The sequence below is a fragment of the Paenibacillus sp. JNUCC 34 genome (assembly GCF_058269055.1).
This window is the reverse complement of sequence record NZ_CM177770.1, coordinates 1,754,713-1,774,367: the sequence shown is the minus strand read 5'-3', so window position 1 is coordinate 1,774,367 and position 19,655 is coordinate 1,754,713. Positions and strand designations below refer to the sequence as shown.

19 protein-coding genes, 3 pseudogenes and 1 riboswitch are annotated in these 19,655 nt (G+C 37.7%); of the genes and pseudogenes, 2 read left to right on the top strand and 20 right to left on the bottom strand.

What is annotated here, in order from left to right; translation table 11 throughout:
• Positions 1 to 101: 101 nt before the first annotated feature.
• The 3 genes and pseudogenes from AC2TF5_RS08255 to AC2TF5_RS08245 form a co-directional block, all read right to left on the bottom strand.
• Complete coding sequence (locus AC2TF5_RS08255; protein WP_491301694.1) at positions 102 to 581, bottom strand: histidine phosphatase family protein; 480 nt, start codon at positions 579 to 581, stop codon at positions 102 to 104.
• 264 nt (positions 582 to 845) lie between these two features.
• Positions 846 to 1,958: pseudogene (locus tag AC2TF5_RS08250) on the bottom strand (RNA-guided endonuclease TnpB family protein).
• Positions 1,959 to 2,084: 126 nt separating this feature from the next.
• Positions 2,085 to 2,696 carry an alpha/beta fold hydrolase gene (locus AC2TF5_RS08245; RefSeq protein WP_491301693.1) on the bottom strand — a complete coding sequence of 204 codons (612 nt, stop codon included), beginning with the start codon at positions 2,694 to 2,696 and terminating at the stop codon, positions 2,085 to 2,087.
• 175 nt (positions 2,697 to 2,871) lie between these two features.
• On the opposite strand from AC2TF5_RS08245, the gene AC2TF5_RS08240 reads away from it, so the two are divergent.
• Together AC2TF5_RS08240 and AC2TF5_RS08235 are read left to right on the top strand one after the other, a co-directional pair.
• On the top strand, positions 2,872 to 3,120 hold the full coding sequence (locus tag AC2TF5_RS08240) for an ABC transporter permease (RefSeq protein WP_491301692.1): 249 nt from the start codon (positions 2,872 to 2,874) through the stop codon (positions 3,118 to 3,120).
• 317 nt (positions 3,121 to 3,437) lie between these two features.
• A complete protein-coding gene (locus AC2TF5_RS08235) occupies positions 3,438 to 4,217 on the top strand; it encodes a prolipoprotein diacylglyceryl transferase (protein WP_491301691.1) in 780 nt (259 codons plus the stop codon).
• A gap of 255 nt (positions 4,218 to 4,472) precedes the next feature.
• Here AC2TF5_RS08235 and AC2TF5_RS08230 read toward each other — a convergent pair whose 3' ends face one another.
• From AC2TF5_RS08230 to AC2TF5_RS08150, 17 genes and pseudogenes are all read right to left on the bottom strand, one after another.
• Positions 4,473 to 4,892 carry a GNAT family N-acetyltransferase gene (locus AC2TF5_RS08230; protein WP_491301690.1) on the bottom strand — a complete coding sequence of 140 codons (420 nt, stop codon included), beginning with the start codon at positions 4,890 to 4,892 and terminating at the stop codon, positions 4,473 to 4,475.
• A gap of 195 nt (positions 4,893 to 5,087) precedes the next feature.
• Complete coding sequence (locus tag AC2TF5_RS08225; RefSeq protein ID WP_491301689.1) at positions 5,088 to 5,381, bottom strand: DUF3024 domain-containing protein; 294 nt, start codon at positions 5,379 to 5,381, stop codon at positions 5,088 to 5,090.
• Positions 5,382 to 5,616: 235 nt separating this feature from the next.
• On the bottom strand, positions 5,617 to 5,994 hold the full coding sequence (locus AC2TF5_RS08220; RefSeq protein WP_491301688.1) for a hypothetical protein: 378 nt from the start codon (positions 5,992 to 5,994) through the stop codon (positions 5,617 to 5,619).
• 273 nt (positions 5,995 to 6,267) lie between these two features.
• Positions 6,268 to 7,071, bottom strand: a complete 804-nt coding sequence (locus AC2TF5_RS08215; protein ID WP_491301687.1) for a GNAT family N-acetyltransferase — start codon at positions 7,069 to 7,071, stop codon at positions 6,268 to 6,270.
• A 111-nt stretch (positions 7,072 to 7,182) separates the two neighbouring features.
• Complete coding sequence (locus tag AC2TF5_RS08210; RefSeq protein WP_491301686.1) at positions 7,183 to 7,689, bottom strand: GNAT family N-acetyltransferase; 507 nt, start codon at positions 7,687 to 7,689, stop codon at positions 7,183 to 7,185.
• A 522-nt stretch (positions 7,690 to 8,211) separates the two neighbouring features.
• Positions 8,212 to 8,624 (bottom strand): annotated as a pseudogene (locus AC2TF5_RS08205) (NUDIX hydrolase).
• A gap of 201 nt (positions 8,625 to 8,825) precedes the next feature.
• Positions 8,826 to 9,296 carry a hypothetical protein gene (locus AC2TF5_RS08200; protein WP_491301685.1) on the bottom strand — a complete coding sequence of 157 codons (471 nt, stop codon included), beginning with the start codon at positions 9,294 to 9,296 and terminating at the stop codon, positions 8,826 to 8,828.
• Between the two features lie 118 nt (positions 9,297 to 9,414).
• Positions 9,415 to 10,017: a hypothetical protein gene (locus tag AC2TF5_RS08195; RefSeq protein ID WP_491301684.1), complete on the bottom strand. Its 603-nt coding sequence runs from the start codon at positions 10,015 to 10,017 to the stop codon at positions 9,415 to 9,417.
• A gap of 77 nt (positions 10,018 to 10,094) precedes the next feature.
• Positions 10,095 to 10,679 (bottom strand): GNAT family N-acetyltransferase, encoded by a 585-nt coding sequence (locus AC2TF5_RS08190; RefSeq protein ID WP_491301683.1) that lies wholly within the window; start codon positions 10,677 to 10,679, stop codon positions 10,095 to 10,097.
• Positions 10,680 to 10,979: 300 nt separating this feature from the next.
• Positions 10,980 to 12,110, bottom strand: a complete 1,131-nt coding sequence (locus AC2TF5_RS08185; protein ID WP_491301682.1) for a phosphotransferase — start codon at positions 12,108 to 12,110, stop codon at positions 10,980 to 10,982.
• A 325-nt stretch (positions 12,111 to 12,435) separates the two neighbouring features.
• Complete coding sequence (gene comI, locus AC2TF5_RS08180; protein ID WP_019419116.1) at positions 12,436 to 12,531, bottom strand: competence inhibitor ComI; 96 nt, start codon at positions 12,529 to 12,531, stop codon at positions 12,436 to 12,438.
• A gap of 447 nt (positions 12,532 to 12,978) precedes the next feature.
• Positions 12,979 to 14,160: a low molecular weight phosphatase family protein gene (locus AC2TF5_RS08175; RefSeq protein ID WP_491301681.1), complete on the bottom strand. Its 1,182-nt coding sequence runs from the start codon at positions 14,158 to 14,160 to the stop codon at positions 12,979 to 12,981.
• A gap of 278 nt (positions 14,161 to 14,438) precedes the next feature.
• Complete coding sequence (locus tag AC2TF5_RS08170; protein ID WP_491301680.1) at positions 14,439 to 15,116, bottom strand: hypothetical protein; 678 nt, start codon at positions 15,114 to 15,116, stop codon at positions 14,439 to 14,441.
• Between the two features lie 226 nt (positions 15,117 to 15,342).
• Positions 15,343 to 15,675 (bottom strand): hypothetical protein, encoded by a 333-nt coding sequence (locus tag AC2TF5_RS08165; RefSeq protein ID WP_491301679.1) that lies wholly within the window; start codon positions 15,673 to 15,675, stop codon positions 15,343 to 15,345.
• Positions 15,676 to 15,814: 139 nt separating this feature from the next.
• Positions 15,815 to 16,369 carry a hypothetical protein gene (locus tag AC2TF5_RS08160; RefSeq protein WP_491301678.1) on the bottom strand — a complete coding sequence of 185 codons (555 nt, stop codon included), beginning with the start codon at positions 16,367 to 16,369 and terminating at the stop codon, positions 15,815 to 15,817.
• A gap of 308 nt (positions 16,370 to 16,677) precedes the next feature.
• Positions 16,678 to 17,655 carry a phosphotransferase enzyme family protein gene (locus tag AC2TF5_RS08155; RefSeq protein WP_491301677.1) on the bottom strand — a complete coding sequence of 326 codons (978 nt, stop codon included), beginning with the start codon at positions 17,653 to 17,655 and terminating at the stop codon, positions 16,678 to 16,680.
• A gap of 978 nt (positions 17,656 to 18,633) precedes the next feature.
• Positions 18,634 to 19,082: pseudogene (locus AC2TF5_RS08150) on the bottom strand (TrmB family transcriptional regulator); the annotation flags it as partial.
• Positions 19,083 to 19,462: 380 nt separating this feature from the next.
• A riboswitch (cyclic di-GMP riboswitch) is annotated at positions 19,463 to 19,547 on the top strand.
• Positions 19,548 to 19,655 lie beyond the last annotated feature (108 nt).

Here is a 19,655-nt window from a genome sequence, read left to right as displayed (position 1 = left end):
TTTACATTTGCAAATGTTCTATATCGTTATATAGAATGCACTTCCATCCGTTGCTTTCTTTCGTTATTAGTGTAAGTGAAGCGTTATTAATATATGTTTTACTAAAACAGTTCTGGAAATAGTCTCTGTAACGATAATCCGATTAACGCACCATGACTTACAACGAGTACTCTCATATCTTTATATGTATCACATATTTCTTCCAGGAAAATAACACCGCGACATGCTACATCATCAAATCTCTCCATACCGAGGTCAAGCTCACGCCAATGACTTCCCCATTTCTTTATTCTTTGTTCCTCAGTCATTCCTTCAATTCGTCCGCAATCAATTTCACGTATTCGAATATCTTCAATAATATGATTGCCCCCTATTTCATAGGCGATAATTTCTGCAGTCTCTTTGGCACGTATCAAATTACTTGTAATGATAAGATCCCAGTTTTCACTTTTTAATTTCACTCCCAAATACTTCGCTTGCTTTCTACCTTCTTCGTTCAACGGAATATTAGAGAGTCCTTGTGCCTTCTCTTGAATATTCCATTCGGTTATTCCGTGTCTTATCATTCCTATAATAGCCACAGCTTTCCCCCACATTGGTCTATTGCTTAGAATAGAAATTTATAATGTTTCCATCTGGGTCTCTAAACCAAAAAGAGCGTCTTCCCCATGGATAGGTTTCAGGTCATTGTTTTGTATTAATGCTTTTCCTATATCGAGCTATGTGAACTACCCATCACTTAAAACCTCACGGTTTTTGAAGTGGGGGCTTCTCGACTTATCGCTGCTTTTAGTAGCCAGCGAAAACTGACCGAGCTATCCCTCTCGTTCCAAGAGGTCTTTTTGCTATACTAACGCTAATAAGCGCAGTCCTTCATTTTTGATATTGATCGAAGCATTCCAGTCTCGATCTGCTACAAATCCACAATCACAGTGGAATGTCCGCTCAGAAAGAGATAGGGACTTCCTTTTGCGACCGCAACTTGAACAAGTTTTGGATGATGGAAACCACTTATCTATTTTGATAAGCTTCTTACCTTGTTCTTCTAACTTGTATTGTAGATATGTCGTGAACATACCCCAGGCATTATCAGCAACACTTTTACCAAAATGGAGAGCTTGTGACATTCCCTTCATGCTGAGGTCTTCGATCACCACGCAATCATATCGTTTCGCTAATGCGTGTGATTCCTTATGTAGAAAGTTTTTTCGCCCATTTGCAATCTTTTCATGTAGCTTTGCTACTTTCAACCGCTGTTTTGCAGAGCGATTAGAGCCTTTCATTCTATGTGATAGAATACGCTGTTCCTTCGCTAATTTTTCCAGGGCCTGGCGATAGAAACGTGGATAATTGGCTGTCTTACCCTCATTACTCTCGACAAATTTGCCATTCATGGAAAAATCCAAGCCAATAACCGCACGTACTTCTTTGGGTACAGGTTGATGTTCATATTCGGTGAGGATCGAAACATAGTATTTTCCCGTTTTCGTTCAGGAAACGCTGCAAGACTTGATGATATGACATGACGGAATTTCCCGATGCTGCTTCATTTTCATGAGTTTTAGTTTCGGTAATTTAATATAGCCATCCAAAAGCATAATGTTTCCGTTCACCACATTGGTTGTGTAGGATTGTTTTGCCTTACGGCTTTTGAACTTGGGGAATTCAGCACGACCAGAAAAGAAGTTTTGAAATGCCTTCTGCAAATTGAGTTGTGCGTTCGCTAGTGCAAGGCTGTCTACTTCCTTTAGCCAAGGGTACGCACTCTTGTATTTTGCAGGTGTAGGTAGTTTTTGCTTCATCAATGCTTCTTTGTCATCCTTGAATTGCTCATAGGTTTCCTTTCGTTCAGCCAGCATTTTGTTGTAGACGAAACGAACAGAGCCGAAGGTTTTTGCAAGAAGTTGCTCTTGTTCTTGAGTCGGGTACAGACGGAACTTATATGCTTTGTTTGCCATATCGAATCACCTCACTTCATTCCTTGGTTTTCTATATTTCTTACTTAAGACCGATTGTATCATAACGTGGAAAAATATAGAAAAAGACTTTAGGCTACGCCTATGGAAATTCATCTCCCTCTTTCATCATGCTTCGCAAGATTTAGAAGTGGGAGACTTCTTTCGGAGGGACGTTAAAAAACCTCTCTTTATTTTACTAAGAATTTCTCCCCAGTATGTAAGATAAATTAAATGGCCCTGTTCTTGAATTATATTCAAATCTGCATTCGGATATTGTTTTTGCAGATATTTTGCAGTCTTAGTTGTCCAAATCGTATCTTTTTCTCCTTGCCATATATAAATTTCACTTGGCATTTTGCTTTTATTAATAAATATTTCTTTACAAAGTGCACGTGCGTCAGAATAAACCCCTGTCCCGCTATTACCATACCCTTCAAGTGCTGCTTCTCTCAGAATAGTTCTTATATAAGAAACTGAGGCACTTTGTTTGTCGGCATCAACCATCTCTCTAATTGATTTATCTAATACTCTTTCTATATCTTTATTAAGTTGTTTACTGAATTTCCTAAAATGCCTTTTTGTGAAATTGGGTAAATATTTATTGATGAATCGTATAATCTTCCAGCCGTTGGATAAATATTTGTTTGATTCCTTACTAGAAATGGCGATTGCACTACTTACTAGTGATAAAGAAACAACATCCTTTGGAAACATCGAAGCATATGCTTGGCTATACAAACCTCCAGCAGACCAGCCTTATAAGGCATAATTATCCACTTCAAAATGTTCCATAACTTCCTTAACATCATGACAATGATCATGGACTGTATAATTTCTATGAACGTCTGATAGACCTACTCCAGGGCGATCAATTGCAATTTGTATTTCCGACCCCGAGAGACTTAATAGTGTTATGCTCATAACTTTGTCCAAAAGCTTTTATAGTCCTCAAACTCACCATCTTATCTTTCTTGCAATACTCGGCATGGAAGATTTCGTCTACGATTTTTTTATTATTATCATCGGATATCCTGTACTGACATCCATCCCGCATATCCTGCCTGCTGTTTTCTTCTCGATGAGTATCGGTATTTTCTTCGGTTACTGTCCAGCCAACAAAACGGCCAATATGGATCCAATCGAGGCGTTGTTGTATGAATAAGTAGCCCTGCCTTCTTTGACAATAAAGATCGCGTTCCGGTATACTTGGGTCATATTTCCACCAAAGTGGAGAGAAAAGTCTGGAATCGAAGTAGCTACTTCCACTTAAGTAGAAGGATATAGCAAACGAGCCATAAAAAATGATGATTTGTGCTTGGAATGGCATTTGGAATGGCAATCTACACATATAACCATGCTGTCCTCCAATACATGAGGTGACCCACACAACTCCGCGCGTGATTTATAGTTTAACCGATTTATCCTGCTCAAGATTAAAAAGATTACATTACGTTTTGTGCCTTGAGCGAGGCGAAAGGAATGGATATAACCATGAAGAATGATTTGCTCCATATTGGTCCATTAACCATATATGGATATGGATTGATGATTGCGATAGGTATTATTACAGCATATCAGGTCTTGGTAACTCGAGCAGAGAAAAAGCAAATGGAGCGTTCCCATATTTTCTCGATCACGCTTTGGGGACTATTGGGTGGATTTTTAGGCGCAAAGCTCCTATATTGGATAACCCAAGGCAAAAATATCATGGATCATCCTGAAATTTTATGGGATATGTCTACAGGCTATGTGGTTTACGGTGGCATTCTGGGCGGGATCCTCACGGGTTATATCTACTGCAGGATGAAAGGCTTAAATTTCCTGAAGCATCTCGATCTGTTTGTCCCCTCTATTGCCTTGGCACAGGGATTTGGAAGAATCGGATGCCTTCTGGCAGGCTGCTGCTATGGAGAAGAGACGCACGGCTGGTTTGGCATTACCTTTCACGAATCTGAGTTCGCTCCAAACGATGTGTTGCTGATTCCCACTCAAATTCTTGAAAGTGTATTTAGCTTCGGCCTCTTTTTTGTACTGATTTATTTAGCAAAGAGTAAGAGAACGGACGGATTCATAACAAGTCTATATTTGCTGCTCTACAGTCTCGGTAGATTTATTATCGAGTTTTATCGAGGAGATATTATTCGTGGCAGTGTCGGGATCCTGTCTACTTCACAATTTATATCGCTCCTAGTAATTGTAATTACGTGTCTGATCATGGTGGCGAAGTCCTATCAAACCTTGAGACATCGGAATACTTAAATTCCTAGCATCCTACAATCCCTCCGTTTACCAAGCTGGAGGGACTTGCTTTATGCACAAGATGCTAGCCCTATAAAATCAGAGGATTCCTATGAAGTCATCAATTCTAAATTTTATGAATAAGCCGAGAACACTCGTGATTTTAATCATGAGTGTTCTCGGCTTTGGATAGGGCGTGTCATTTGACACGTCAATTATCCGACTTCTTCTTGAGTTACCAACAATAACTGCTATAATTAACTTAACTTGTGAGGTTCATTCATATACCATAACCCAATACTTTTCTCCAGGTTTACCTTCTTCAACGACCTTCTTCCAACCATTATTCTCATAGAAATTCAATGCTTTTCGATTTTCTGATACACACTTCAATCGTACTGGTTTATTCATTTTTTCTATAGCGGAATTAACTAACTGAACGCCAACACCCTTACCGAAGAAATCAGGGTGCACAAATAAATTATGTATAAAATTATCGGGCAAGTACAAAGATGTAAATCCAAGAATGTGAAAATCATCCTCTGCTAATAATATATACTCTCCAACAGTATCCCTATCAAAATCTTCTAAAGTCATTTCTTCTATATTCGCCCAATGAAAGCTTTTACGACGTGATTCCAGATATGTAAGTCTTAAGTCAGGATAGTCAAGTTCACTTGCTTCTCTAATATTCATAGTGTCAATCTCACTTTCGCCGTTTTCATCTGTTACTTCCTAATTTCAAGCAACAGGACGTTGCGATTGACCGAGTCCAATGGACTTAGCCTCGCAGGGTTATCAGCTGTAACCTCTTCGCCTTTGCTTCTGCAGATCAAGGGTCCGTTAGGGCCCACAGTGTGAATGTTATGAGATGTCATTGCCTTCTGCCAGTTACCCCCAGAAAATCCCGTTATTATCCTTATCAACGATCTCCAATTGTTTCTCAAAATCTTCATCTGGTTCTATATCATCAATGAAGTGCCATCTCTCTTTGCTATCTCTCCAGAATACTTCCCATTTTGTTTTATTTAATCTAAACTGTGCAACAGGCAATTGAACCCACTGGTCACTTTTGAAAGCTTGTCTTTCTTCAATTAATGTCACGTTGTTTCCTCTAATTTTATAATTAATCTTTATCTGGTTTTTCACATGTTCTGGCACTGCATTTTTTGTGTATTCTTCCATTATTTTTATAATCCGTTTCTTCGTAAACTAGTCCATTTTGTATCTCCTATTTGTATTCTGTATTTGTAAATTCATTTAATAATTACTTAACTTCTTTGTAATTCCTCGGGTACACCAGCTTCAGCTCTGTTTCTTTACAAATAAATTATATATTATTTTTGCAATGATGTCTCATAACGTTCAGAGGTTCACGACCGTGCCCCACCTACTATTTGTTCTTGCTTTTATTCAAATTTCATCTATTTTCTATATACGGGTTTGTTAATAATCCCATTATTTTAATTATCTCTGCTTTTGCTACCTTTTTCGGTCCTTCCATAAAATATCCCGTCATTCCTACATCTAATGTTTTTCTGTGCCTAGCTCTAGATTCGGGAAAAAGAACCCACATTCTTGCTGTCCCATTTAATGGCACTTGTTTAGTTTCATCCATTATTAGCTTTCCAAACTCATCTTCAAATTCTGGGTGAATCACTCTTAAATCAATAGGATTCTTCAAAATATCGTCTTCAATTGCAAAGTCACTTCTATATCCTTGATAAGGAAGATTTCTTCTTCCACCTTCTTCATGTGTGAAAAATCTATACTTAATAAGAAAATCCGGAGGATGCATTCTAATTTTCTCATAAGGAACCCATATAATCTGCTATTCCTTTCTTTTCAAATTTTCAGATATTAAGGCAATTGCATATAACGTTTGGGTATTCACGAACCATCACCGACTTAAGGCTCCGACAGGCCGGACGCGACTGCGCTTAGTCGGTGCATGGTTGTCCGCTGAAATCCCTTCCCCGCGGACCGAGGTCGGTAGCAGCCGACCGATGCGTGAATGCAATTTTATAAGATGCCCACGCCTTCGGAGCTTTACAATAACTCAATTCTCCACTTAACTTTCATTTATAAATGCATAAACTGGATAGTCTTCTTTAACTTCAAAACCTAATTTTATAGCTAACTTGTGAGAGGGTGTATTCTGATGGGTCGTCTCCCATAATGGAAACATACTATTGTGTAATAAATGATCTATTAATTTGATTGCAGCTAATGTTGCGTAACCTTTTCCTCTCTGCTCATGAACAAACGTATCAATGTCTATAAAATATTCATTATTATAGACAAATCCATTATTTCTACAGATTGTAATCAATTCGTGTCCCTTTCTGATTTCAACTCCAGGATAAGATTTAGTTAAAAACCTTTCATCAACGTATTTTAAATTCCGATATTCTTCTGACAGTATCTCAAATTCCAATAAGTTAACTTCAATATCCTCAATTGGCGGAGAAAATGTTTCCTTGATAAGCTTAAACTTATCCAAGTTCAAGGTGTAGACTGATTCATAATGTTTATCTACTTTAACAAGGTCTAATCCATCGAGAAAAAGTTCATCCCAGCATTTAATATCAGAAGCATAAATTTCAAACCAATTTACATTACGTTGTTTACAATCTGGAATGACTACGTCATAAATAAAACGATTGAGTTCCATCTTTTCCTTCTCGCTATTTATATTGCCCTCTAAGTACATCCATCTACCGATTGCCCAAACAATTACTAGATTAGGTTCACGATCATTCACAAATACTCTTCCAGGATAGTTACCATGAATAACAGACAAAGCAGGAATATATTGTTTCTTCTTGAAAAAAGGTTCTGCAAGATGATATTCTTTAAAATTCAATTCAATCATTATCAATTCACTCCAACTGTATTTTTTTCTTTTCTTTTAAAGGGGGATTTCTTCTAACGTTTCCATGTTCACGATGCCCCACCACCTTGAAGCAACACTCGGAGAAACTTATTATTTTAATTTCTTTATCAAATGAAGCGCAACATCGTCATCTATGACTACTGTATCTCCACGTTCAATATATTTCTCATTTTTACTAATACCTTTACCATCAGGAACATAGCCGCGTGTAACATATAATATTTGTGCATTACCATAATCAGAAAACAATCCTACACCAATTCCCGCATATTCAGATCGTTCTTTGATGATTTCCTCTGCCTTATCCATAAGTTTACTACCAATTCCCTGTCGACGAAATTTAATCAACACATTAAAATCATTGATCTCTGGAGTACTTTTTTCTCTGAATTCTGGATAATAAGAATCCCACAAAACATTAACATATCCTGCAAAAACACCTTCTACTTCAGCAATTAATGAAACTCTGCTCCCATTTTTTTGTTCTTCAATATATCTCTGATAAAGTTCTATTGGCTTTACCCAACCTTGATCACTAAATGCTTTTGTAATTATTTCTGGATCATGTTCATTTATTCTTCGAATTGTTATTGTCAACACAATTACCACGCTTTCTGTGAAATATTAATAGTTCTGTGGAGATTTCATCTAATATCTGTTTATCACTATTCCAATGCTCATTAATTAATTTAGTAAAAGTATGAAAACAACCGTGCACATCACCCACTACTAATAACTCCATGTTTAACCCCCATGCAAAAAGTCTCGCCGTAATTACGCATAACGTTGTTGAAATCACGAACCCTGATTCTTCTTCTTAGAAAACTCCTCAGACAGATCGAAGGTGTTAGCCCGAAGCGTGAATACGGTGTTTCCGAAGTTCCTGACTTCTATGGATTACTTCCACCATAGGTCTTTCTGTTATATGCGTCTTCTAATAGTTCTTTAAGTCCTTCAGCTTTTCTCTTCATAAATGTATTCCAAAAAATCTTACCCTTATGAGCTAACTCTTCTGCAGGAGGAATTTCGGAGAAACTTCTTCGAATAGAGACAGGACGTCGGCCTAAATCATTTTATGTATCAACTAACCATTCTTTGTTACTTCAAAAAGAATTGCAGCTATAATCTTTCGTTTATACAGTCAATTAAAAAATCTTTATCTTCTGGAAAACTTAAATCTAATGCCTCTAATTCATATACCGTCTTCCATGAAATATCACAAATCAAATTGTCAGGGTCTTGAATTTTTCTTTCCCCACCAACAATCTTTACTAGAAAATAATAAACCTCATAAGAGATACTGATATCTTCATAAATACCATTCTTCACCTTAAGTTCTTCTACTACTTCTACATCGTAACCTGTCTCTTCCTTAACTTCTCTAATACAGCATTCTTCAAAAGTTTCGTTTTTTTCTTTTCCTCCTGATGGAACAGACCAGGCCTTGTCTTCCGCGGCTTTCCCTGTAATACCATTAGCAATTCACCGTTCTCATTAATACATATGCCTGATGCACCACACCATTTTTTCATTTTAAATAAACTCCTTTTATTTAAAATAATTGTATATGCATCTGGACAACTAAGGGGCGATAGCTAAGACCTATAAACTATTTCTTGAGCTGCCTTCGAACCAATCAACTTCTTCGAGTTACCCTCTAAATCGTCTTTTAAATCAGCTTCTGGCCATCATCAAATCGTTTCTCAATCTGTTTCCTCCAAAATTTACTATATTTATTTTATCGCTTTAAAATGCCGAATATGTATTCCTATATGTCCTATACCAATTATGATAGCAGATAAAATCAGCCAAATAACTTCCCCATAAATACCCAACAACAAAAAAACCATGACAGGCAGACTCGCAAGAGGTACGGGGATCCCATAAAAACTACGATAAAAATTTTCCTCTGTATGTTCATTAGTAAAATATCTAATCCAACAAATTTCATAAAGAATCATTAGTAAAAATGATGCTATTAGCCACAAGCTCCATGCTGAAAACACTCCAATGTTAAAATCACTAAAAATCAGTACGCTAACCGTACAGCAAACTTGTCCAACTCGTTCAAACAATATTAATATTTTAGTTTCTTGAGTTTTGTCATAATCAATTGGCCGACTCTTACTCCATATGATATTTGGGATAAATAACATCAATAAATAAATCAGACCTACATATGAGAAGCCTAAATGTCCTAACATGTAATATCTCCTCAACAAATTACTAATCCTATATCTTCCTTTTTCCGTTGATTTCACATAACGTCTCTAGGTCAATGACTTCCTCGAACTGCTCGCAGTTATTTACAGTAGTTTTTTCTTATAGCCCTGTTTCCCATTTGTCGATAATTTCAGTCATACACCTAGAAAATTGATTATTGTAACCTCGGCTCTTAGAGCTAATTGTCATACTTATTACTTCAATACACTCATATTTATTTGCCAGCTCTATGAACTCGTTCGGTAACTTATCTTCGAATTTTATATAGGCCACTATGCTGTGCCCATCACTTTTATGTGGCCTATCCATCCACGGAGTCTTGGTTCCTTGACAAGAATATTGTGTCCTTAGCCCCAATAAATTAAGTCTAGCGATAATGTTTACGAGTTCTTCGTCAATTTCATTTTTATAGCGCTCTTCATAAATGTCATTTTTGATATGAAATTGTTCACGATAATTAATATCTCTCGAAAATTTCGAAATAAAGTGGTTATAATGCTTTTCATTAAAATCATTCACCAAAAAATGTCTGTAGTACTCGTCAATAACGTTGTTATTAGAATCAAATATTTGTATTGTACATGTATAGCAACCTTCTTCATTACTGGGGTGAAAATCATCGGTATAGGCAGTTAATGTATAGATGGCTCGCTTTCCGTCTTCAATACTTTTTCTAGTTTTCTCTTCAATTATAAGCCCCACCGATTTTCCTCCTTTGGGTGTAAGAAATGTTGTTTAAGCGAACCAAGGGTATAAGCCCGCAGCGTAGATGGGCTATATTATAATTCTCCATCTTCCTTTTGTTTTTCAATAAATTCATCTTTGGTTAACCCAAACAAGATAAAGTCTAAATATTTTCCGTTTATATATACTACTTGGCGACGAACACCTTCTTGAACACAACCGAGTTTCCTCATCATCTTCGCTGAACCTTCATTTCCTTCAAGAACATAGTCATTGAATTTATTAAGTCTTCGTTCTAGGAAGGCATACTTTAATAGAATTTTCATGGCACTTGTTCCATAACCCTTACCTCGGTACTCTTTATCAATTACAATACCTATACTAAATGTCCCATTTCTCTCGTCGATACTGTTTAAATTGATGCCACCTATACTATCGCCATCCAGGTTTTCAATAGTGAACATTATTCGTCTATTAGTAGAAGAAAAATTAGCATTTTCTTCTACGAATTTTTTTGCCCCTATTATTGTGGGCGGTAACTCAATAGCACATTCTAAAAGAAGACGTGCAGGAGTGTCAAAACCACTTATGTAACAACTTTCCCAATCTTCATCCTGTATTGCTCGCAATCTAATCTTTTCATTTTGCCAAAAATAACTGGTGTAATCTATTTCTCTCATAATAACCTCCAGATTTATTTATGTTTTTGCGCTGATTTCCTATAACGTTTTAGCATCTACGAAACCTTACTGGCTTAAGGCGTTAGCCGGGCGGGACTCACTTAGCCAGTGCAGGGTTAACAGCTTGAATCCTCTTCTCCAAAACACCTCAGGTAGACAAAGGCCGATAGGACTCCGCGTAGATGCGTTGTTATATGATGTAAGCACCTTTTTCGAATGAACTAAAATTTAAATGCATATCCCTTGGAACAAATTCTTTTGAAAAACCTAAGTTGATCCCACGAATCTAATTTTCTGTCATTAAAGACTATAATTATGTCCTCTTAATGATTCCGCTTCATAATCCATTGCTATATGTATATTAATTATTTGTTTTAGTTGATATACTCTCTCTTGGAGTTTGGGATTAGCCGGGTCACTTTCAAGCTGGGCAGCTAACGAGCAGAGCTGGGGTACTTCCCAGACGCTTCGTAAAGCGGTACTTATACAATAACCGTATCTAGCTAACCTCTCATCCCCTTCCCATCCCATATCCCTCATTCCGTTAATATAAGAGTAATACAATGAATCTCGATAAGCTTCGTATTGATCCGTTGGAATGATTCCAAGGCTCATATTTGCCCCAAACATCTTACCAAGATCTTCTCCAATACCTGAGATACTCATGAACTGCCAATCAATGAGCACCAATTGATCGTTTGGAGTTAAGATCATATTTTTTTGTCCTAAGTCTTGATGTGCTAACACACGTGGTAAATTGCTAAGAGAAGCCAACTTTTCATTTATTTTTTCAGTCAGTTTTTTGAACCATTCCCAAATATACTTTATCTCTTCATCTTGTAACTGGAATATGTATGACTCTGGGTTAGGCGCATACATTCGACTTGAGGTTGTCCACGATTTAAGCCAACTTTTGCAGAGCCATATTTCGTCTGGTATTGCTTTTGCAGTAAGGTACTCTGCGTTAAACATGCCAAGTCGATGAGCAATAAAATTGAATTTCTCCTTTGAATGTGCAAAGCGCCCATTTACCTTCTCCATCCATAACCAGATAGTTTCATCATTCTGCTCTTCAACAAGATAAGTATTTGGAGCTTTGATATATTCAGAAAGATGATCAAGGAGCTTGGATTCAAACAAAAGCGCCTCCCGGCGCCAGTAATTGTGATGTTTAATATCGTTCTTTTCTTCACTATCTGGCTTGATTACTTTTAAAATAATAGACCATGGTAGTTGTTCATTGTTAGTTTCTAAGAAACCGTATAAATGATAGATACCTTTTGTAGTAAAATTCAGAGTTTCATTTTCTAAAGCGTCACACGTAAAGGCATCTATCTCAAAAACAATCTCACCGATCATCTTATGAATGCAAGCATAAAGTTGGTCTACTTTTTTCTCTATGGGTAAACTTGTGTTATTGTTTATTATCATTTTGAAAATCACCCCTCCCTCTAAAATTCTTCATTATTATGTTATAGTTAACATCCTCAAGCCTAGAATGTTTGTTCCTGTTTGTAAATATCGGGCCTTAGATAACTCCATCTTAGGCCCGGTCATGTGTTGTCTGAACAGGCTTCTGCGCTTAACTTCCTTTATTTATTCCATGCTTTGATTCATCTTTTCTAATATGATAGTATATATTTAATAAAGACCAAGTGCGCTAACACTTGGTCAGTACAATTGGCTTGGATGGTTATCCCTTCTAGGTCATATAAGGATTAAAACCCACCTTCGGCTTCCAATCTTAGGGTGGGTTTTACTTTTTCTTGTTGTTATTATTGATGTATGTTAAAAGAGCAAGAATGAACGTTCCAAAAAGGAACATAATCGTCAATGCATCTTTCACTTCCATGGCTTCACCTCCTTTCGAAGGGAAACCATGCCCACCCAAGATTTAATTGTAATAATATTTTACCTTTATTTACACATGCGTACAAGCGTTCTTATAAATTGTTCGTATTGCTCTTGTTTTTTATATAGAAGTTTTATTATCAGCATCCCTTTCACATAACGTTTCCGTGTTCACGACGTCCATTCACCCTAATCTGCTCGAGTCGTGCGACTAGCACGATCTCGGCCGGCCGCGACCGCGGTTGGGTGAATGGATGTGTCCGCTAAATTTGCTTCTATGAGACCTAAGTTACCTCATCGAATATGCATCGCTTCTAGCTGAGCGAGGGGTGTAAGCCCCGAAGCGTGAACGCATTGTTATAGGATGTCGGTGCCTTCTTCGAATTACCAACAGGTTTATTCATACAGTCTTAAGCTATCGTTGACCGTTAGTTCAACTATGAACTCTTTACTCGCTGCTTTTTTGCGGTTGCAAGAGGGCGTAGAAGGTTTCCTTGTCCACCAACCGTGCATAATCTTGGTCCTGTATGGTGTAAACCATACGTCCTGCATCACCAGGGAGCTTAAATACGACCTCAGTAGCGTGGAAGGGCTTCATGGTTTCCATGAGGTGCCACACCTTACTATAGATCTTGTAGAGCCCATCCTTTTCCTGGTTTGTGTATTTTTCGCGATCGATATCAAGTTCCAGCGAGTAATGGGTCAACTGGTCGTCGAAGTGTGGATTCAAGCCCCAAATGCCCACTTCTTCCTGCTCCAGGAAAGTGTAGAGCTTGTCGAATTGAGAATCGAAATTCTTATAAATCAGGTTTTTGATCTGTTCGAGGGTCTGTTCCTTCAACTCCTTCTCACTCAGTAAATCCGTACTAAAGCCGAAGGGATCGTGTTGATCCTCGTTCACGCCTTCCAAGGTAAACACATGGTCCACGAAAAGATTAGGACTTTCATCTTTCGGCAGCCGCTCGTCCTGATAAATCATGTGTAGTTCATGGATCTTATGCTGCTGGCCATCCTCAAAGAAAGCTTTCGCCTTACGAATCGTCTCGTCCATATTAGTTAACGTGACCGGCACGTATTGGCTCGGCTTCTCTCGAAGCGCCTCATTAAAGCTATATGGTTCGCCCGCTTTCACCGCTTCCCAGTACAAGGAGATAAGGTTCTGTGGCCCGATGCCAAAATGTTTCTCCACCAGTTCCGGATAGTGATAGAAATAACGAGTAGTCCTGTAATCCTCTCCTAACCTTCCCCAGAATGGCAGTCCACCGGCAGAGTCGGCACCGTTGTTCCGCTCAGCAATAAAGGTGGTGGTGGGCTCGTCATTCGGAGCAACGACAAGCCTCTGGTAGCCGTCCTCGTTACGTTCTAGTCTGTCCGTCACGAGAAATTCGACCCCATGCCGATCCTCCATTTTGCCCAGGATTTTACGTTCGTACACATACCCGCTCTTCGAGAAGAGGAATAAATAAATAATGACGACTATCAAAAACATGATGCCAAAAAAAAACGAAAACCAAACCCAATTATTCCGTTTCTTATTGTAGGCATTCACTTTCCTATCAATCCTCTCACTCTTGTATTTGACAATCTTAGTTGTCCGAATCGGCCCCCAAATTATATCAAGTAACTCCATTTTCAATCCTGCCGGGGATATCAGCGCCTTCCTTGCTTTACTTGAAACGTCCTTACTCCATTCCAAATCCTTTACTTGGTCTGTTCACATATCTACGAACCCAGAGGCTTAAGGGAGCGCATGCGGCTGGGTCGTAGACTTAGCGTAGACTTAGCCTCGCAGGGTTGTTCGCCTGAGTCAACATCCTTGCTTACAGCATCTTGCGAACCGAGGGCGAAGCCTGCAGCGTAGATACGGTGTTATGAGATGTCGTTGACTTCTTTGGATTACCTACACATTCATTTTGTTAACTCTACTGCAATTATTTCGCCGTTATTTTGATCTACTACTAAATTTATTACAGGAACAAAACCTGCAAAAAATCTTATGAATTTGGAATCTCTTAATTCGTCATGCAAATACCAACCTGTAGGAATCAAGACTAGCTCCTCATCTTCCTCAATATATTCTGTCAATATATACTCTTTCATACTTTCAGTATTATTCAAATCTAATACTTGGATGCTTTCTTGTTCTATTCTGTAATACTGAATGCTTCGTTTTGATGAATGCCTCCAATTTCTAATACTAGTTTCTCGATATAAATCTTTGACTAGTTCTAAAAATTCCATATCAGCATTTATAAATAGTTCTTTCGATTCTTCCTTAACATAACGCATATTAATTGATTCAATTCGATTATCTACCCACACTAGTTTTATTTCTTTAAAGAACGGAGCGACTTCTTCCAGTATCTTCTTTCTTGAGTTTTCGTTCTTTGTTGGTAGACTAACCATCATATCTTCTGATAACAAGACGCTTCCGGCAATAAATAGTATTGCAAGTTCGCTTATCTGACCTACTGATGCTAGTTCTATCCGTTCTATGCGAAATGGTTTCAACTGTATTTCTTGCTTTCTTCTTAGTATTTCTGGATTCCTACTAATTGGTTCAACTTTAGATAACCAATTAATCATATAATACTCCTCCTTCCGCCGATTTCTCATAACGTTATTGTATCTGCGAACCTGAGAGGCTTAAAGAAACTCCTGCGACTGGGTACGCAGGACTTAGCCTCGAAGGGTTGTGAGCTGAAGTCATCTTCCTTGTATACTACGCCTTGCGAACCAAGGACAAAGTCCGTAGCGTATATATGTTGTTATGAGATGTCAGCAACTTCTCTGAAATACAAAAAATATTATTTTAGGATTTCTTTATCGTGTCGTGTTTTACCAATTCGCTTTTTGAAAAGTACGTAATCATTTTCCCATTTTCGATTGCATACTCAATTTCTTTTTTAGTACTACTACCGATGTAACCGTCAACATCGATAACAAATATTTCGTCTGACATATCAATTTTTCGGAAATGTATTTCTCCAAACAATTCTGCCTGTTCCTTAGTAATCTCAATTCCTTCGTACTGCTCAAAAAACGCCAAAGTAATAACAATATTCCCCTGAAGCGTTAAGTATTTATTGGCTTGTTCAAATTGTTCCTTAAATTTTGTAGATCCACATAGTGTTATTACCTTCATTTAATTTCACCTCTGTTATAACTTCTTGTCCGCTGGATCTGTTTCCCTGCCTATAACTTCTCGCGGACCGAGGAGCGCAAGGCCCCGATGCGTGAATATAATGTTATCGGAAGTTCCCACTTCGTTGAAATACCTAGCATCAAATTATTTTTAATAGATTCTGAATGGAAAATGAAACAAATACGTTAATAATTGCTATGGACGCAATTGACAAAGGTACAGATACTTTTCTAATAAAAAGATTATTTAAAAATCTAATTCTCTGACTTTGGAAATCTTTTATATCATAGAAATAATCATTAACCTTCAATAACACTTCTAAATACACAAATGCAAACGCCGAAGAAACGATCCATGCATTTTGTTCAAGTTGAGTTTTTGAAGAGAATTGAAATATAATTACAATCCATACAGTAAACAATACTTTGAGACTAGATTCAACGAGGAAATTTAAATACTTTAATCTTGCAACTCCCAACACTATGAAGATTCCTATTATCTGAAAGTTGATTGTAAAAATATCTTTGAGTAGATCAAAGTAAGGGGTGCCCTTAAACACCTTTCCCAATATTACTAATGAACAACCATACAGTATGATACTTATAAAAAGGCAGAAAATTAATACAACAAATTTCAATATGTTCTCTTTTAATAATAATTTCTTTTTAGAATGTTTTAATCTTCTTGGTTCCATTTTTGTTCCTTTTCATTAATGTTTAAGGGAATTTCCCATAACGTTTGAGCATTCACGACGTCTCACCGACTAACTGCGCTCGCGCAGTTAGTCGGTGCAGATGTGTCCGCTGTAATATTTAAGTTCGTAGCCTGCTCTACTGCTTCAGCTTCTTGGCGGACCAAGGGCCAGCTCCGCTGTCCCGAAGTGTGAATGTTGTGTTATATGATGGATCAGCCCCTTTCCGGGAGGCAGGACGTCGACCCTTCGGATATTTAATTCCATAATCTTTTATTTATCTATCGTTTCCGTTAATTGAATAAACAATTTTATATTCGCGAAAAGTCCAAATCAATATATGGTGTGTTATTCAGTAAATTGAAATAATAGAAGCGTCGAGCTTGTTCATCCCATTCACTCCAATCAGGAGCATTAAAATCTCTGCTTCTATATAGCGCGGATAAAACTCTAGCTTGTCTTAAATCGAGAAATAAAGGTATTTTCTCTAACCATACTTGACTTATAGTATTTTCTTTACAATAGCCGTTTAAGAAGTTGGAAAAAAAGCGCTTTGTAATCTCCTTTCTTACCTCTCCATTCACAACCCACGGTATAGGGATTTCATAAAATAATGGTGTAGCAATATCAGACACAAACCAGCTATATTCCGCCTCGTCAAAGTCGATAATATTGGCCTTATCCCCATCATTTAGATAATTACCGCAACTGACATCCCCATGAATAAGGCCGTATGTATCTTTATCCTTAGAAAGAGTGCTAACTTCCCCAAGTAAACGGTCGAAACTGCTAAATAATTCTGACGGACAATAATTTTTAAATGAAGCTAATAAAGCATTGTCATTCCATTCATAGCGTAAATGTTGGGGGGTATAGTGAAGTGAAAGCTTATGTATTTTTCCAACAAATTGACCTATATTCTCATAAAAAGCATTGCTCTCTTCGGCAATTTTTGCATTTCTGCCAGAGACTTTCTCAAATGCTGTCACAACAAAAGCATCATCAATTGTATGAAGAAGATGGCCCGTTAAAGACTGAATCGGTCTAGCTACTTTTACACCGGACTCCGCCAAAAACATAATAAAGTCTAATTCCGCTTTCGTTAATATTTCATTCCGATGTGTCGTATGGGCAATTCTTAGAATAACTTCTCGATCTCCGACCAATCCAGAATAAACGAAGTTTTGAAACCCATTTAAATCGATCATTGAGTCTTCATGTATACCATAACGTTCTGCAGCTTGTCTCAATATATCTTGAGTGAATAGCTGTTTAATCCTCTTATCCATATTATTCCTCCTGCCCGTTAATTGAGTATAATTATCTTAATTTTTTTCTTCAGTCCCATGGATGGGACAAATGATCTATTTACAAAATGTGTTTTGGGGCCAATCTTTCATATAACGTCTTATCTACGAACTTCGTGAATACTACCATATTACGTGTATTCCCGTACTTCGTAAACACTCCTTTCGTGAGGATATTTACGAACTCCCCTTCCATAATAACCCCGATTTCAAAAATGAAGCAGGCTCTTAATTCGCCTGGCGTCCTTCATAACACATAAGTATAACGTTCTGTTGTTCAGTTGCTTTGGGGCCCGAGTAACTTTTGTATATATCTTAGATCCCTATCCCCTTCCAGTAAATGCATCGTAAAGGAATGTCTCAACACGTGAATGCTCGCCTTTTTCGCCAGAGCGCTCTGTTAAGAGCCTTCCGTGCCATTGGCCCGGGAAAATCAATTCCGGTTAATGCAACTCCATATATTTTTGAAGCAGCTGATAGGCTGTATCCGATAAGATCGTAAAGGCGATCTTAGGGCCTAACTACCAATTTAACTTATATAAAATTACAGCGCACTGCTGCATTGATTGACATAAGCATGTGAGTAAGCAAGCAAACCAGGTAAAACAACATACCCGCTCCTAAAGCAACTCATTCCTACAAAAAGACCCACAGATCACGAATAGCTGGGGCTGTAATCATATCTAGCACTCTTTCCTTATCAATCCAACAACTTTCTGAGGTTTCTTCCGATGTACTTAATACTCCCCCGATTGGTCTACATACAAAATCCATCATTAGTTTTGTTGGTACATCTGTTACACAGTCGTACCATTTATGTATTCCAGTATTTGAGTAGATCCCAATTACATGAGATACTTCAATGTTAATTCCACTTTCTTCTTTTATTGCTCCTTATTTTAAAAAATAGAAGCCAACAGACTAACTACTACGAAAAAGTGAAAGAAAATACGGTTCAATTTATTTGAACCGTTTTCCAGTAACAACATGAAATAGGTTAGGGGCGTTTTTCCAAAGAGCTTCTGTTTTCTCTGGACCAACTTCTTTAACTAATTCTGAGAACATAGTGTCATGCCTGATGTATTCCATCGCGATTAACACAAGTGCTGGGTCTTCTGTTTTTATCGCCCATGCAGGTGTATTTGGCGAAAAATTTGCAATTAATACTTCTTCATATCCCGTGCAACAATCGTTAATCGACCATTCATACGTTCCTCAGCTACTTCTGGAGCCATGTAATTATGATGAGTAGTTACACCAAGCTGAATATCAGGTGCTCCAAAAAGAATTGAAAAAACGTGGATATCATCTTTTATCCGCCTATCTATAGCACCTTTTATCGAAGAGACTTGTGGTTCCCAAATCGACAACCATATTTCTTCTTCGACTTTATCTATAATGTCAATCATTACGAGGTACACCCGACCTTATACTTATTTCATATCCTGTTATTGGGAAGTCCCCCCCTCCCTAAGACCTACTCCCCAAACCTTTCCGGACATTTGGAATGTGTAAAAATTCATAACAAGGAATGCTAAGGGAATGGCGCAGTTACTAGGAAGATGCACAGCATGAAACCACATGAAATCAAAATACGTTCCCTTATCGCATCCGCATTATTAACCTTATATGATGCAAGTGAATAATAAAATCGACCCATGTTCATTTTTTCACAAATAAGCTGCGAGACCCATTAAATAAACGGAAAATTGCTGTATATTAAACGGTGCATACATGTATCGTTATACATCGCCGCCATTAAAAGTAACAGCGTATGCATTTTTGTCCAGGTATTACTAGGCAAAGCTAGGGAAATCTAGTGACGCAAAGCTAAAGGGGCTAAGGAAGACATTCTATGCCAGCCAGCTGCCGATTAATAGAATCCAATCCCTATTAGTCGTTTGCGTTAGTTTTGTATTGTTCATCATAAGTAATACCCTACCCTAGCTGCCTATTAATATAATCTATTGATAGGAAGTGAA